The organism is Streptomyces sp. NPDC001852 (assembly GCF_042891825.1).
Taxonomy (GTDB): domain Bacteria; phylum Actinomycetota; class Actinomycetes; order Streptomycetales; family Streptomycetaceae; genus Streptomyces.
Genome location: NZ_JBIATN010000001.1, coordinates 300,929 through 316,227 on the forward strand (window position 1 = coordinate 300,929; position 15,299 = coordinate 316,227).

The following is a 15,299-nucleotide window of genomic DNA, read 5'->3' on the forward strand; positions in this document are numbered from 1 at the left end:
AGCGGTTGCTCCCCTGCAGGTCCTCGGGAGCCCGGCCCGCCCCGGAGGGCCCGCGGGCGGCGGAGCCGGCCGGCGCCACGTGCTCAGACGGCGCTCAGGCCTCCGTCGACCACCAAGCTCTGTCCGGTGATGTAGGAGGCGCGATCGGAGAGCAGGAAGGCGACGGCTTCGGCCACCTCCCAGGCGGTGCCCTGGCGCCCGAGCGGTATGCGGGCGAACGAGGTGGTGCGCGATGCCCGCCGGGCCGAGGCCTCGCGGCCCATCGGGGTGTCGACGAGACCCGGCACGACCAGGTTGGCGCGGATCCCGCGCGGCGCGCCCTCCTTGGCGACATGGCGGGTGAGACCGAACAGGCCGGCCTTGGAACTGTCGTAGGCGGGCGAGTCGGTGGCCGCGCGCAGTCCCGCGACGGAACCGACGAAGACGATCGATCCTCCGCCGGCGATCGCGGGCAGCCCGTACTTGGCGGCGAGGAAGGGAGCGCTCAGGTTGAGCGACAGCACGCGGTCCCACTGCTCCGGTGAGGTGTCCGCCAGGCCCGCGCCGAGTCCGATGCCGACGTTGACCACCAACGCGTCGAGCGAGCCGAGTCGGTGAACGGCCTCGGCGACCATGGCCGAGGACTGGCCGGGATCCGTGGCGTCACCCACCACGGGCACACCACGGGTACCCGACTCATCGACCAGGTCGGCGGTGGCCGCCGCGGCGGAGGGGGAGACGTCGGCGCAGGCCACGCAGGCCCCCTCGCGGGCGGCGAGCACAGCGACCGCCCGCCCGTTGCCGACCGGGGCCTTCGGATCGTCGCTGGGGCGGGTGCCCGCGCCGATGACCAGTACGTTCCGGCCGGTGAGGAGGCCGACCGGGCGGGTCGCGGGGTGCCGGGTCTCAGGCATCGCCGTGTGTCCCTTCCGCCGTGTCCGCGCCGGCTCGGGTGGGCGCGGGCAGGGTCTCGGTGTCGTAGCCGGGCTCGAGCGGGGTAGCGGCGGAATTCAGGAAGAACGCGACCATGTGGTACTGACCGACGAGCATGGTGATCTCGATCAGCTGTGCCTCGTCGTGGTCGGTGGCGAGCGCGGACCAGGTGGCAGCGGACAGGCGTGCGTTCCGGTGCAGTTCGTCGGCGGCACGCAGCAGGTGGGCGTCGGCCGGCGCCCACGCGGGGTCGTCCGGGCCCGCGCCGACCCGCCGGATCTCCTGATCGGTGACCCCGGCCGCCCTGGCCAGCGGTACGTGCCGTCCCCATTCGTAACCGGCCCGAGTGTTGTACGCGGTACGCAGGATCAGCAGTTCCCGGGTCCGGTCCGGAAGACGGCCGTCGCGCAGCAGATGGCTGCCGAACGGCAGGAAGTGCCGGAAGAGACCGGGGTGCCGCACCAAGGTGGTGAAGACGTTGGCGAGACGGCCGTCGGCGTCCCGGGGGATCGCGGCGAGCAACTCCCGGGTGGACGGGTCCCACTCGTGCTCGGGCAGTGGCGCGAGGCGCGGGCCGGTGTCGTCGGCGGCGTGGTGGGGTCGGTGATGGTGCTCGTCGGTCATGGCGGTCTCCGCACGGTGCGTCAGGGTGGTGGACGGTACGAGGGCGGGGCTGAGCACCGCCGATCGGCGCCTTGCCGGGTGCGCGCCGCTGTGCTCCCTCCGCCGCCGCATGCCACTGTGCTTTCGGCGGCGGGGTGTTGTCGACGGCCCGTCGGCCAAGGCCGGAACGCGGCATATTGTTCAGTCGTACAACGGCCGGCGCCAGGAGGGGCGGAGGTGAGGACCATGCCCGGACAGCCGTGCGCGGCGGCGCCTCTCGAACGGGTCATCGCCGCGATGGCCGCGCAGCAGGGACAGGTCGGCGGGCGGTTGCACGCGGAACTGACGGACCACATCCCGTCCTACCGCGCGGTCCCGCGGGAACTCCTGGACCAGATCTGGCGCCGGCACTTCCAGCGGGCTCTCGGCGTGGTGCGCGAGGGGGCGGTGCCCGCGCCGGAGGACTTCGGCGAGGCCGAGGTGGCCCGGGACCGGGTCGCCCGGGGCGTGCCGCTCGCCGACGGGCTCCGCGCCTTCCGCCGGGCACTGAGCGCGATACGGGATCTGTTCATCGCCGAGGCGACCGAACGCGGCCTGGATCCCCGCCTCATCGTCGACCGCACCACGTGCCTGTGGGAGCTGGCGGACGTCGCGAGCCTGCGGATCGCCGCCGTCCACCGGCAGGCGGAGGTCGAGTCCGCCCTGTTCGACGCCCGCCGCCGCGCCGACTTCCTGCGCGGACTGCTCCACGGAACCCTGAGCGCCGCGGCGATCCACAGCGGCGCGGCGATCTACGGGCTGGACCCCTCGTGGCCGTACCGGGCCATCAGAGCCGTCCCGCAGGGCAACGTCGGTCCGGACGCCCTGGAACGCTCCCTTGAGGCCCACGGCCGCAGGAACGGCCGAGCCGCGCTGTTCGCCGTGCTGGACGAGGCTGTCGCAGGAGTCGTCGAGGCCAAGCCGGAGACCGGTGACCTGGAGGTGACGGCGGGGCTCGGCCCGCCGACGGACCTGGCCGCGGTGCACCGCTCCTTCCGCACCGCCGGCCGGATGCTGGAGGCCGCCCGTGCGTACGGTCTGCGCGGCGTGTACGACCTGGGCGACCTGTCCTGGCGGGTGGCGGTCGTCGCCGAACCGGAACTCGCCGAGCTGCTGCTCGACCGCTATCTGCGCCCGCTGGAGGCGGAGGGGGAGTTCGGCGCGCTCATCGAGGAGTCGGTGCGGGCATACCTGGCGACGGGACGGCACATCCGCGAGGTCGCCCGCAGCGCACACGTCCACGTCAACACCGTCCGCTACCGTCTGCGCCGTTTCGAGGAGCTCACCGGCACGAGCCTGGACGCCCCGGACACCGCGGTGGAACTCAGCTGGGCTCTGGCCGCACGCGAGTCGAGGACACCAGGGCGGGCTACGGCGGCGGCACCGAGGCCGCTCGCGTAACCCGCCCGCGACGCAGTGGTCACTCGGCTGCGGCGAGGAGCCGTGCCTCGCTCTCCTCGTACATCCGACGGCTCTCGAGGCCGTCGGCGGCGCGGCGCCGGTGCTCCCAGCGGCTGCCGAGCCAGCCCGCCAGGTAGCCGAACGGAACGGAGACCAGTCCGGTGGACTGCATGGGGAACCAGTGGAAGTCCGCGTTCGGGAAGACCGCCGACGGCGTGCCCGAGACGGCCTTGGAGAAGACCATCAGCACCAGCGCACAGGCCGCACCACCGTAGAGGCTCGCGAGCAGGCCCGTGCGCGTGAAGCCTCGCCAGAACAGGGAGTACGTCAACGCCGGGGCCACGGCCGAGGCCCCGATGCAGATCGCCAGCGTGGTCAGTACGGCGACGTCCCAGTTCTGGACCAGGGTGGAGAGTGCGATGGCCACGATTCCCACGGCCACGCTCGTCCACGCCGCCACCGTCATCTCCGTACGCGGCGCCGCCCGTCCCCGCCGCACGGCGTGGGCGAACAGGTCGTGGGCGAGCGACGAGGCCGCGGCCAGGGTCATTCCCGCGACCGACGACAGCAGCGTGATGAACACCGTGCCCGCCATGGCCGCGTAGAGAACCGTGGTGCCCACCGAGCCGGTGCCACCGCCGAGCACCCGGGACAGCATCAGCACCGACGTCCTTCCGTGGGGGTCGGCCGCGGTGATGTACTGCGATCCCACCAGCGCCGCCGCACCCGTGCCCATGATGATCACGAGCAGGCAGAAGGTCGTGACCGTACCGACCGCCCACGACATGGAGCGACGAATGGCGGGCACGTCCTGCGCGGAGTACAGACGCATCGTGATGTGGGGCAGACAGGCGGCGCCGAGGATCACGGTGATCTGGAGACTGGCGAAGTCCAGCCGGTCGAGGGCCGAGGTGCCCAGCTGAAGGCCCTGCCGGAAGAAGGCGGGGCCCGCTCCGCTGCCGTGCCGGGCGGCCTGGAGCACGGCGTCGGGGCTCCAGTCGAAGCGGTTCAGGACGAGGACGGCGACGGTGGCGCTGGTACCGAGCAGGAACACGATCTTGATCATCTGGATGAGCGCGGTTCCCCTCATACCGCCGAGCGCCGCGTAGATGATCATCAGGCTGCCGACGAGGACGATGCACGTCGTCCTCGCGCCGGCCACGTGCGGGATGCCCAGGATGAAGGTGAGGAGCGACCCGGCTCCGGACAGTTGGACGACCAGGAAGGGCAGGGTCGCGCTGAGCGTCACCGCACAGGAGGCGATACGGGTCGCACGCCCCGGCATGTTGCGGGCCAGAACGTCGCCCATGGTGAAACTGCCGGCGTTGCGCAACGGTTCGGCCAGCAGGAACATCAGCAGCACCAGCGACAGGGCGGTGCTGACCGCCAGGACGTATCCGTCGTACCCGGCGAGCGCGATGATGCCGGTGGTGCTCAGTACCGTGGCCGCCGAGATGTAGTCGCCCGCGATCGCCAGGCCGTTCTTGAGGGGCGTGAGCGAGCGGTAGCCGGTGTAGAAGTTCGTCAGATCGTCGCGGTCCGGTCCCGCCATCACGCACATCAGCAGGGTGAGGGTCACCAGGGTGGTGAACAGGACCAGGACGACGGCCTGGGTCCCCGTACCGAAGTCGTTCATCTCGCCACCCCGGCATCCTGGGCCGGCCGCCGGACCGCCCGCTCTCGCACGGCCTGCGCCAGCGGGTCCACGGAGCGTTGGGCGCTGCGTCCGTACCAGAGGACCGCCGCGAAGGTGACGACCAGTTGGAGGACCCCCAGGGCCATGCCCAGGCTCAGTTCACCGGTGATCTTGGATCCCATCAGGTCCGGCACACAGCAGGACAGCACGACGTACACCACGAAGGAGCCGAGCGCGGTGAGCGTGGAGACCCGGCGGAGCACGCGGTAGGCCGAGCGCAGGGCGGCCAGGTCGCCACCGTGCCGGTCGGTCTCGGGCGCGGACGGTTCGTGCCGGGCCATCCGGCCGTACGGCTCGTACGGCTCGTACGAGAAGACATGGGGCTCGGCATGCTGCTGCGGCCACCCGGAGAGCACGGGTGGCGGGGGCGGGTACGGGGTGTCGTCGGGGAGTGTCATCGCCTGGCCTTCCGGTGCGGCTCGGATGCTGGGACGTGGGTGGTGAAGGTCGGGTGAGCGGCGCACGATACCGACTGGTTGGAATGCCTGATAAGCCCGCTGAGCGTCACGTTTCGAGTTCGATGTGGCATCCGATCAGTGACCGCTCGACGGGTGGCGACCTCCGGACCGTAGCCCCCCGGGCGCGTGGATAACCTGTGGGGAATGTCACACCTGCAGGCGTACCTACTGGTCGGTATGGTCACGGGGAGCCGTGAACGACAGGAGGCGCGATGTCCGCGACCAACCGGCAGATCCGTCTGGCAGCCCGTCCCGTGGGCGAAGTGAAACCCGAAGACTGGGAGCACCATGGCGAGCCCCTCGAGGAACCGGGCCCGGGCCGGTTCGTGGGCCGGACGCGCGTCATCTCCCTGGATCCGGCCATGCGGGGCTGGCTGGACGACCGGCCCTCCTATCTGCCGCCGGTGGGCATCGGGGAGGTGATGCGCGCCGGGTCGGTCGTCGAGGTCACCGCCTCCGACCACCCCGGCTTTCAACCGGGTGATCACGTGGTCGGCACCTTCGGCGTCCAGGAGTACGTGGTCTCCGACGGCCGGGGAGCCATGAAGATCGACACTTCGCTCGCCCCGCCCTCCACGTATCTGGGAGCGCTGGGCATGCCCGGCATGACCGCCTACTTCGGTCTCCTGGACGTCGGGGCGCTGAAGGACGGCGAGACCGTTGTGGTGTCCGGGGCCGCCGGCGCCGTCGGCAGCATCGCGGGGCAGATCGCGAAGGCCAAGGGCTGCCGGGTCGTCGGCATCGCCGGGGGGCCGGAGAAGTGCGCGTTGCTCACCGGTGAACTCGGATTCGACGCGGCGATCGACTACCGGGCCGACGACGTCAGAAAGGCGCTGCGCGAGCACGCGCCCGACGGCATCGACGTCTACTTCGACAACGTCGGAGGGGACGTCCTCGACGCCGCGCTGACCCGGCTGGCGATGCACGCGCGCGTCGTGGTCTGCGGGGCGATCAGTCAGTACAACAACGCCACGCCGGTCAAGGGCCCGTCGAACTACCTCTCGCTGCTGGTGCGCCGCGCCCGCATGGAGGGCTTCGTCGTCTTCGACTACGCCAAGCGCTACGCGGAGGCGGCACAGCAGATCTCCGCCTGGATCGGTGCCGGCCGCATCAAGGTCAAGGAACACGTGGTGAGGGGCACCGTGGACGACTTCCCCGAGACGTTTCAGATGCTCTTCCGGGGCGAGAACGTCGGCAAGCTCGTGCTGGAGCTGGCGTGACCGCCGCCGAGGGCGGGGCCGCCGCCCCGCAGGAGGAACAGAACACCGCGCTCCAGGGGAAGGTGGCGATCGTCACCGGCGCCGCCAGCGGGCTGGGCCGGGCCACGGCGCTGGCACTGGCGCGGGCGGGGGCGCGTGTGGTCGTCGCGGACCTCGACGCGCGGGGCGGCCGGGACGTGGCCGACATGGCCGGCGGCCACTTCCGTGCCTGCGACGTCTCCGACCTCGAAGCCAACCGCGCGCTGGTGGAGTTCACCCAGGAGACGTACGGCGGGGTCGACATCGCGCTGCTCAACGCGGGGGTGGCGACCGGATGCGGCGTCGGTGAGGACTTCGACCCCGCGCGCTACCGCCGGGCCATGGGCGCCAACCTCGACGGCGTGGTCTTCGGCACCCACGCGGTGCTGCCCGCGCTGCGGGCCCGCGGCGGAGGATCGATCGTGGCGACCGCGTCCCTGGCGGGCCTGGCGGCCGTGCCACTCGATCCGCTGTACGGCGCCAACAAGCACGCGGTCGTGGGACTCGCACGCTCCCTGGGGCCGGCGCTCGCGCCGGAGAACGTGCGCTTCAACGCGGTCTGCCCGGGATTCGCCGAATCGCGGATCATCGACCCCCTGCGCGGCATGCTCTCCGAGCAGGGCCTGCCGGTCATCCCGGCCGAGACCGTCGCCGACACGGTGCTGCGGATCCTCACCGGCGACGGCACCGGGGAGTGCTGGTTCATCCAGGCCGGCCGCGAACCGGAGCCGTTCCGCTTCCGCAACGTTCCCGGGCCGGGCAGACCCGTCGGCGTCTGAGGCGTTTTTGGGGGTGGGTCCTGAGGACGATCGGGCCCACCTCGTCGCCGTGAGGAACCGACTCGGCCCACTACGCTGCTCGGTACACGTTGTGCGTAGTGGAGCACGGTCGGTTCCCGGCGCTTCGGCGGTCGGCCGGTGAGGGGCGATGCATGGACTATTACGATCTCGGCACCTACAGCCGCTCCGTGACGACGTCCTCGCCCGAGGCGCAACTCTGGTTCGACCGCGGACTGGTCTGGACGTACGCCTTCAACCACGAGGAAGCCGTCTCCTGCTTCGAAGCCGCCGCGGCGGCCGACCCCGGCTGTGCCATGGCCTACTGGGGCATCGCGTACGCACTCGGCCCCAACTACAACAAGCCGTGGGAGTTCTTCGACGAGCAGGACCTCGCCAGTACCGTCCGACGCACCCACGCCGCCGTGGAACTCGCCCACGAGAAGGGGCAAGCCCGCGCCACCGCCGTCGAGCGAGCCCTGATCGGCGCGTTGCGTGCCCGCTATCCGCAGACGCAGGCCGTCGAGAACTGTTCCGTGTGGAACGGGGCTTACGCGGACAGCATGCGCGCCGTCTACGAACTGGCCCCGGACGACCCCGACATCGCCACCCTGTACGCCGACGCGCTGATGAACCTCACTCCTTGGCGGCTGTGGAACCTGCGGACCGGTGAGCCGGCCGAAGGCGCCCGTACGCTGGAGGCCAAGGCGGTCCTGGACCGGGCGGTCGTGAGCGATGCCGGGGCCGGACACGTCGGCGTCCTGCACATGTACATCCACCTGATGGAGATGTCCCCGACGCCCGAGGTCGCCCTGCCCGTCGCCGACCGGCTGCGCGGCCTGGTGCCCGACGCCGGCCACCTGCAGCACATGCCCTCACACATCGAGGTGCTCTGCGGCGACTACCGGCGCGTGGTGTCGGACAACGCCGAAGCGATCGTCGCCGACGAGAAGTTCCACGCGCGGGCCGGAGCCATGAACTTCTACACGCTGTACCGGTCGCACAACCACCACTTCAAGATCTACGGCGCGATGTTCCTCGGCCGGTTCCGGACCGCTCTGGAGGCCGCCGCCCAGCTGGAGGCCTCGATCCCCGAGGAACTGCTGCGCGTGCAGAGCCCGCCCATGGCCGACTGGCTGGAGGGCTTCCTCGCCATGCGGGTCCACGTACTGATCCGCTTCGGCCGCTGGAGCGACATCCTGCGCATGCCCATGCCCGCCGACCCGGAGCTCTACAGCGTGAGCACGGCGATGCTGCACTACGCCCGAGGCGTCGCGTTCGCGGCCACCGGCCGCGTCTGCGAGGCCGAGGCCGAACGACGGCTGTTCGGCCGGGCGGTCACCCGGGTGCCGGAGACGCGCATGCTGTTCAACAACACCTGTGCCGACATCCTGGCGATCGCGTCGGCCATGCTCGACGGTGAACTCGCCTACCGCAAGGGCGACCATGACGCCGCCTTCGCCGCGCTCGAGCGGTCGATCGAACTGGACGACAACCTCCCCTACGACGAGCCGTGGGGATGGATGCAGCCCACCCGCCATGCGTACGGCGCCCTGCTCCTGGAACGGGGGCGTGTCGCGGAGGCCGAGGCGGTCTACCGGGCCGACCTGGGACTCGACGACACCCTTCCACGCGCTGGGCAGCACCCCGGCAATGTCTGGGCCCTGCACGGGCTGCACGAGTGTCTGGTCCGGCGGGGCAGGACGGGGGAGGCGCAGATCGTGGCTCAGCAGTTGAAGATCGCCGTCGCGATGGCGGACGTGCCGGTCCGGGCGTCCTGCTTCTGTCGCCTCGACGCCCTCTCGGACGCCGCCGGCGGAGACGGTTGCTGCACAGGAAGTGCGGTCGGCTCTGATACCGGTGCGAGTGGCGCCTCAGCGCAACACTGCCCTCCAGGATGAGGCAGGAGATCGAACTTGGCATATTCTGGGACGAGTTGGGACAGCTGCTGATCCGGCCCGGCTGGGCGCGGGCGGCGTGGCTCTGTGCGGGAGCCGAGTTCCACCGTCGAGGACCTGCCGACTTCGGGCCGCCCACCGGTCCAGGACTCAGGTCGGCTCACCCGGCCGGCAGGTTGACGGTGAAGCGTGCCCCGGGGGTGTGGACGGGGTCGTAGGACACCTCACCGCCGACGGCGCGGGCCAGGCGGCGTGCGAGTGGCAGCCCGAGGCCCGCGCCGTCGTGTCCGTCACCGGGGTCCGCGCGGCGGCCGGGCTGGAACAGTTCGGCGGCGAACGCGCCCGGCACGCCGGCACCGTCGTCGACGACGTCGATCCGCACGGCTCCGGGCAGGCGCCGAGCCGACACGGTCACGCTGGAGCGTGCGTAACGGGCCGCGTTGGTGAGGAGGGGACTGATGATGCGTTCGAGGAGAGCGGGCGCGGCTCCGGTCTCCAGCGTCGGCGCTTCGCTCTCGACCGTGGCCTCGACCCCCTGCGGTGTGTCGAGGTGGTGGATCAGCCGATCGAGGACGGGCACGACGTCGGTCGTCCCGGGTGCGGTGGCCGGCGGGTGGAGCGCGTTGTCCCGGGCGTCGTTCAGCAGCGTGTCGCAGATGGTGCGCATGGACTGGGCGGCCTCGCTGATCACCTCGTGGGTGGCGCGGGTCTCGGCCTCCGAGCGGGGGCGGGCACGCCACCAGTCCAGCTCGATGATGATCCGGGTGAGGGGGGTGCGCAGTTCGTGGGACAGTTCGCCGGTCAGCTGCTGTTCGTGGCGCAGTACCGTGCGGATGCGGTCCAGGAGCGCGTCCAGGGAGGTGCCGAGGCGTGCGAGCTCGGCCGGGTGCTCCTCGTCCCCGAAGCGGTCGTCGGAGCCCACGGCGCTCCACTCGGTGGCCTGGTCGGTCATCGTCCGCACCGGCCGCAGGGCCCGGCCGACGGCCAGACGCGTGAGCACGTACGTGCAGCCGAGCATGACCGCGTCCAGGATCAGCGATCCCAGGAGCAGGGTGCCGGCCGAACTGCGGTAGGGGCTGAGATCCAGTGCGGTGACGACGGTGGCGTTGACATGGCGGCCGCGCTCAGGCCGTGAGCACAGCCGGACGGGTTCGTCACCGTCGGCGTGGACGGTGGCGCAGGCATGCCGGTGCCGCGCGGCCAGCCGGTCGGCGGCCCGGGTCAGCGGGCTGTCGGCCGTGGCCGACGGGGGCTTTTCGAGCAGCCGAGTGCCGGCGTAGATCCACACGTTCGCATCGAGGAAACGGTCGTTGACGGTCTCCAGGACGCGCACTCGTGGCCCGCTGGTGTCGACGGTCGTGGCGACCGCGGCGGCCCGGTTGCGCAGTTCGTCGTCCGCCTGATGTTGCAGATGGCGGTCCATCACGGCGTTGAAGACGACGGTCAGCACGGTCATCAGCAGAGCCGCGGTGGTCACTGCCACGAGGGAGAGCCGACCGCGCAGGGTGCGGGGGGCCGGACGGCGCAGGACACGGCGAAGGTTCATGACATGTGCGGTCCGTCACGCAGAGGGCGGTCCTCGCCGGACAGGATCGTGTGACGCTTGGTTCTCCAGCAGCGCTCCGACCCCGGCACGCCGAGCGCGACCGGCCGTGACTGGGCGTCCAGTACGTCGACGGCCGACTGAGCGGCGAGGTGCAGCGGTGCGCTCATCGGGCTCGGGCCTTCCTGGAGAGTGACTACAGACATGTCGACGAGTCACGAACTCTAGACGAATGGCCGACGCGGTGGCTTCCCGGTGGTCCCACTGCAGGTCAGCGCACTGGCGCCAGAGGTGGGTCGTGGCGGTGCCGGCGGAACCGTTCCTCAGTAGCCGCCCAGGAGGGCCCGTACCCGGCGCAGGGTCTCCGGTCCGGCGGAGCTGTGCCACCGGTTCGGGTCGGCGGGGCGCCGTCCCCACAGCAGCAGCACTCGTACGGCCGCGTCGCTCTCGATCGTCGCGGGCCCCTCGGGGGCGGCGAGCCGGATGCTGCCGCCGCCGGCGTCGGCGGACACCACGACGTCGTCCATGCCCGGCGTGCGCAAGCGGCCCTCGACCCGTCCGTCGGGGCCCAGTTCCAGCCCGGAGCGTCCCTTTTCCAGCAGGGGGCGGCCGACCGACACCACGCTGTGCTCGGTCATCCACGGCTCGTTGAGGGCCTGCACCGCGGTCCGGTCGTCACCGGTCAGGTCCCAGCGGTGCAGGATCAGCTCCTCACGCATGTGCTCGGCGAAGAACGGGACCGTCACGGACCGGCCGGTCCACATCACCTCCGTGTCCGGTGCCAGGTCCTGCTCGGCGGCCGCGGCGACCTCCGTGAGCTGCTCGCAGCGGTTCAGGAACGTCGCCCACAGCTCGGAGTCGGACATCCGCCGGAAGGGCGTCTCACGGTCGAAACCCCTGGTCTCCACCGGCGCTCCCGCGTGGAACGCGCGGAGCACGCGGGCGAGTTCCTCGGCGTTGCCCGTCTGGTGGATCAGGACGTCCCGTACCGTCCACGCCTCACACCACGTGCCGTCGTCGCGCCTCCGCCCCTGCACCGCGTGCACGAAGGGCGCCAGCTCCGGCAGGGTCTCTTCGACCTTGGAGGGAATCATGCGGCATGGGTAGCCCGAACGGGGCATCGGTCAAACCAGCGTACGTCCGACAGTGGCCACGCAGGCCGAGCCGGCCGCAAGGAGCAACCGCAGCGCCACCATCCGGCGCGGGAACACCGGGTGACGCAACGTGGCGGGGCCCGGGAGTCGTATCCAGCTCCCGGGCCCCTGGGGATGCCACCCAATTGCGCACGCCGGCGGCGTTTAAGAGGACGGATCAGTCATCATGCCGTCGTGTTCTTCCTTTGAACTACCGCAGCACGAAAGAGCTGCAGGCGAGAGTCGAACTCGCATCCGACGGCGTTCGTCCGTCCTCGGTCGATCCGGCGATCGGCGGCGATGCTGAGACTGGAGCGAGAGTCTGAGACTGACCGCGGCTGCCTCTGCCATGTTGGGCTACCCCGGCCCGTTGCGAATGTGTGCCGGGGGAAGGACTCGAACCTTCACTGTCACCGTGTCTTCAGGCTGAACTTCAGTGTCAGCTTGCGCTCATCGCGCGAACCGGTCCTCAATCCGGCCCGCGCCTGTTGCGCACCCCCGCGCTCGCACGCGGGGGCGATCGTGGATGCTACCCGTGGCCGGCGTCAGCCGAGCAGGTAGCCGAACACCGCCTCGCCGACCCGCTGGTCGGTGACCTCCGCGCCGTTGGCCTCCTCGCGGGCGAACTTCACCGCCTGCTGGAGCTTCTCGACCCGCTCCACCAGCTCGTTCACCCGCCGCGCGGGGAGCGCTCCGGAGAACTTCACGGTCGTCCAGTACCCGATGGGCACGTCCTCGTAGTACACCTCGACCTGCGCCGGGTGCTTCTCGGTCGCCTCCGCCTTGACATGGTTGCGCGGGACCTTCTTCGTGCGGATCGTACGCACGGGGTCCGTCTTCCACCAGTCCGTGGACGGGTCGTGCGACCAGGACTCGGCGGCGTCGAGGGTGGGGAGCTTCCTGACGAACGTGTGCAGGTCGGTGAGCTGCTTCTCCAGGAAGAGCAGATAGCTGACCGGGACGTCGGTGAGGATCGTCCGGCCGTCGACCGTGACGTCCGCGCGGGCCGCGCAGTTAGCCCAGTCCTTGGTGGCGGTCACGTCGAAGAGCCGGGTGAGCGACGCGGACATCTCCCGCAGCACGTCCTCGGCCTGCACCTGTACCCGCGTGGACTCGGGCGGCAGTTGCTCGCCCTCCTCGTCCTTCGGCTGGTACGTACGCGAGATGCCGGCCAGCAGCGCCGGCTTCTGCACCTTGTGGTGCGCCGCGGTGATGTCCTGGAGCGACTTGCTCTTGACACCCTTCTCGACAGCGATGATCTGGTTCAGTTTCGCCACTTCGGGTCCCCCTTCGAACAGGCAGGAACGTACCTCGCCGGCTCGAACACGCGCACTTCCTTTTCCGGCGCGGCCCCGCCCGCGTCAGAGGTCCGCGCCGGTGCGTGGTGCGATGCGGAAGTCGAACGCGAGGGTTCCGGGATCCAGGGCCGTCGCCCCGCCGTCGACCGTGAGCACCGCACCGTTGACATAGGACGCCGCCGGGGAGATCAACCAGCCGATCGTCTCGGCCACTTCACGCGGGTCGCCCGGCCGGCCCATGGGCAGCGGCCTGGTCGCCTCCGCGTAGGCGGACTCCACACCGCCGCCCTCCAGGTCCGCCTCCCGGGCGAAACGCGCCATGCGCCGGTCGGCCATCTCGGTCCTCACCCAGCCGGGGCACACGACGTTGGCGCGCACCCCCGCGCGGCCGTAGTCGACGGCCACGGAACGGCACAGCGACAGCAGGGCGGCCTTGGACACGGCGTACGGGGCGTTGCCCGGGCCGGCCAGCAGGGCGGAGACCGACGCGACGGCCACGACCGCTCCGCGGGCCCGGACCAGGTGGGGGATCGCGGCACGCAGGAGCAGCAGCGGACCGGTGAGGTTGGTGCGCATCACCTCGTCCCAGTCCGCCGGCGACAGGTCCCCGACCGTGCCGCCGCGTCCGATGCCCGCGTTGAGCACGACACCGTCCAGCCGGCCGTGGGCGTCCAGGGCCGCACGGACAAGGCCTTCGGCGGCGTCGGGGTCGCCCGCATCGGACGGATACGCCAGTACGCCGGTCTCCTGCTCCAGCCGCCGCAGCGGTTCCACCCGGCGACCGGAGACCACCACCTGGTGCCCCTGCTCGCGCAGCAGCCGGGCGGTGGCCTCGCCGATGCCGGAGCCGGCGCCGGTCACGATGACAACTCGCTTGTCCATCACAGCGGTTCAGCTTTCTGTTCCGGGAAGGTGCGGAAAGCCGATCGTAGAAGGGGCCGCGCGCGGGACGTCCGGCCACCGGCGATCTTGAGACACCTTGGCCGCGGAACTCGGCCCCGGTGTGGGCGCGGTGGCGGAGGCCGGCTCAGTCCGGCGTGCCGTGCGCGGCGTACGAGCCCGGCCGCCCGCTCAGGCGTACGGCCTCCAGGGCGATGTAGAGCTCGGCGGAGGCCTCCGCGTCGGTGGTGCGGCGGCCGGTCAGTTCCGCGATGCGGTTGAGGCGGTACAGGACCGTGTTCCGGTGGCAGTGCAGCCGGCCCGCGGCCGCCGTCGTCGATCCGCCGCCGGCGAACCAGGCGTGCAGGGTCTCCAGCAGGGTGGCCTGTTCCTGCGGGGGCAGGGCGAGGAGGGGCCCGAGGACGGTCCGGGCGACTTCCTGCGCCGTGTCGGGGGAGGCGGCCGCCAGGAGCGACACCGGCGCGCTGCCGTACAGGTGGGTGCCGCCCGCGCCGTGGGGCAGGCACTGCAGGGCCAGTTGGGCCTGCCGCCAGGCCGCCGGGGCGTTCACGGGCGAGGTGAAGGCGCGGCTGACCCCGACCCGGGACAGCGCGATGTCGGACAGCCGGCCGACCGCATGCGCGATGGCCTGTTCGTCGGGGAGGGACAGCAGGCCCACCCAGGCTCCTATCGGCTGGATCCACTCGGAGCCGATTCCGGCGGCCCGCAGGCGGCCGCGCACGCTGGGCAGTGGCTCGACCTCGTCGTGGACCTCGGCGCAGACCACCAGAAAGGGGCCCTGCCGGTCGAGGTCCAGGACCCGTGCGATCTCCCATGCGCTCGCACTGGTGCCGGCCCTGCCGTCGAGCAGGGTGGTGAGCATCATGCTGCGGGCCGTGGTGTCGCGACGCGACTGTTCCTCGACGGTGGACCGGTAGGCGTCGGCGGCCGCGCTGGAGTAGTCGTCGATGGCCACCCAGATGTCGGAGGCCATGTGCAGCAGCTGGACGGTGCTCTCCTCGGCCACGGCGGTCGCGAGCAGCCGGTCCCAGACGAAGCGGCCGGCCAGCCGGTAGGCGTGCAGGAGCGCGGCCAGCGGGATGCCCTGTGCGGCCTTCAGCCGCCCGGCCGCCCGGGGCGCCTCGAGCGTCGTGGGCCGCCCCTGCAGCGCCGCGAACATCGTGGTCAGGTTGTCGCGCACCATGGCGCGCAGCTGCTCCCGGCCGAGCAGTGTGTTCTCGGCGTACGAGTGCTCGCCGCCGAGGATCTCGTCGGTGAGGTCCTCCGCGAGCCGGTCCACCTCGGTCAGCAGGCGGCCGACCAGTTCGACGACCCGGTCGGCGGCCATCGGCTGCGTCGTCACGGGCGCAGTGTAGTGCGGCGCGACTGTGCGCCGGCACAGTCCCGCGTCGCCTTTTCCCGCCC

General features: G+C 71.4%; 14 protein-coding genes. 4 read left to right on the top strand and 10 right to left on the bottom strand.

Annotation, left to right across the window (positions count from 1 at the left end; genetic code table 11):
• Positions 1 to 83: 83 nt before the first annotated feature.
• Together ACFYZB_RS01280 and ACFYZB_RS01285 are read right to left on the bottom strand one after the other, a co-directional pair.
• The gene (locus tag ACFYZB_RS01280) at positions 84 to 893 is read right to left on the bottom strand and encodes an SDR family NAD(P)-dependent oxidoreductase (RefSeq protein WP_388752842.1); all 810 of its coding nucleotides are present in this window, start codon (positions 891 to 893) and stop codon (positions 84 to 86) included.
• Positions 886 to 1,536 carry a carboxymuconolactone decarboxylase family protein gene (locus ACFYZB_RS01285; protein WP_388752845.1) on the bottom strand — a complete coding sequence of 217 codons (651 nt, stop codon included), beginning with the start codon at positions 1,534 to 1,536 and terminating at the stop codon, positions 886 to 888. The genes ACFYZB_RS01280 and ACFYZB_RS01285 overlap by 8 nt, the downstream gene beginning before the upstream one ends.
• A 225-nt stretch (positions 1,537 to 1,761) precedes the next feature.
• On the opposite strand from ACFYZB_RS01285, the gene ACFYZB_RS01290 reads away from it, so the two are divergent.
• The gene (locus ACFYZB_RS01290; RefSeq protein WP_388752847.1) at positions 1,762 to 2,955 is read left to right on the top strand and encodes a PucR family transcriptional regulator; all 1,194 of its coding nucleotides are present in this window, start codon (positions 1,762 to 1,764) and stop codon (positions 2,953 to 2,955) included.
• A gap of 19 nt (positions 2,956 to 2,974) precedes the next feature.
• Here ACFYZB_RS01290 and ACFYZB_RS01295 read toward each other — a convergent pair whose 3' ends face one another.
• A complete protein-coding gene (locus ACFYZB_RS01295) occupies positions 2,975 to 4,591 on the bottom strand; it encodes a cation acetate symporter (protein WP_388752850.1) in 1,617 nt (538 codons plus the stop codon).
• On the bottom strand, positions 4,588 to 5,049 hold the full coding sequence (locus tag ACFYZB_RS01300) for a DUF485 domain-containing protein (RefSeq protein ID WP_388752852.1): 462 nt from the start codon (positions 5,047 to 5,049) through the stop codon (positions 4,588 to 4,590). The genes ACFYZB_RS01295 and ACFYZB_RS01300 overlap by 4 nt, the downstream gene beginning before the upstream one ends.
• A 272-nt stretch (positions 5,050 to 5,321) precedes the next feature.
• Between ACFYZB_RS01300 and ACFYZB_RS01305 the strand changes: the two genes are divergently transcribed.
• From ACFYZB_RS01305 to ACFYZB_RS01315, 3 genes are all read left to right on the top strand, one after another.
• Positions 5,322 to 6,329, top strand: a complete 1,008-nt coding sequence (locus ACFYZB_RS01305) for an NADP-dependent oxidoreductase (protein WP_388752854.1) — start codon at positions 5,322 to 5,324, stop codon at positions 6,327 to 6,329.
• Positions 6,326 to 7,126, top strand: a complete 801-nt coding sequence (locus tag ACFYZB_RS01310; RefSeq protein ID WP_388752857.1) for an SDR family NAD(P)-dependent oxidoreductase — start codon at positions 6,326 to 6,328, stop codon at positions 7,124 to 7,126. Before ACFYZB_RS01305 ends, ACFYZB_RS01310 begins: the two co-directional genes overlap by 4 nt.
• A gap of 152 nt (positions 7,127 to 7,278) precedes the next feature.
• On the top strand, positions 7,279 to 9,024 hold the full coding sequence (locus ACFYZB_RS01315; RefSeq protein WP_388752859.1) for a tetratricopeptide repeat protein: 1,746 nt from the start codon (positions 7,279 to 7,281) through the stop codon (positions 9,022 to 9,024).
• A 157-nt stretch (positions 9,025 to 9,181) separates the two neighbouring features.
• On the opposite strand, the gene ACFYZB_RS01320 is transcribed toward ACFYZB_RS01315, so the two are convergent.
• The 6 genes from ACFYZB_RS01320 to ACFYZB_RS01345 form a co-directional block, all read right to left on the bottom strand.
• A complete protein-coding gene (locus ACFYZB_RS01320; RefSeq protein WP_388752862.1) occupies positions 9,182 to 10,567 on the bottom strand; it encodes a sensor histidine kinase in 1,386 nt (461 codons plus the stop codon).
• Entirely contained in the window at positions 10,564 to 10,734 is a 171-nt protein-coding gene (locus ACFYZB_RS01325) for a hypothetical protein (protein ID WP_388752864.1), read from the bottom strand. Before ACFYZB_RS01325 ends, ACFYZB_RS01320 begins: the two co-directional genes overlap by 4 nt.
• Before the next feature lie 153 nt (positions 10,735 to 10,887).
• Positions 10,888 to 11,658, bottom strand: coding sequence for a maleylpyruvate isomerase N-terminal domain-containing protein (locus tag ACFYZB_RS01330; RefSeq protein WP_388752867.1), 771 nt, complete (start codon positions 11,656 to 11,658; stop codon positions 10,888 to 10,890).
• A 584-nt stretch (positions 11,659 to 12,242) separates the two neighbouring features.
• The gene (locus ACFYZB_RS01335) at positions 12,243 to 12,974 is read right to left on the bottom strand and encodes a hypothetical protein (protein ID WP_388752869.1); all 732 of its coding nucleotides are present in this window, start codon (positions 12,972 to 12,974) and stop codon (positions 12,243 to 12,245) included.
• An 84-nt stretch (positions 12,975 to 13,058) separates the two neighbouring features.
• Positions 13,059 to 13,880, bottom strand: a complete 822-nt coding sequence (locus ACFYZB_RS01340) for an SDR family NAD(P)-dependent oxidoreductase (protein ID WP_388752872.1) — start codon at positions 13,878 to 13,880, stop codon at positions 13,059 to 13,061.
• Between the two features lie 142 nt (positions 13,881 to 14,022).
• Entirely contained in the window at positions 14,023 to 15,237 is a 1,215-nt protein-coding gene (locus ACFYZB_RS01345; protein ID WP_388752874.1) for a PucR family transcriptional regulator, read from the bottom strand.
• Positions 15,238 to 15,299: the final 62 nt, after the last annotated feature.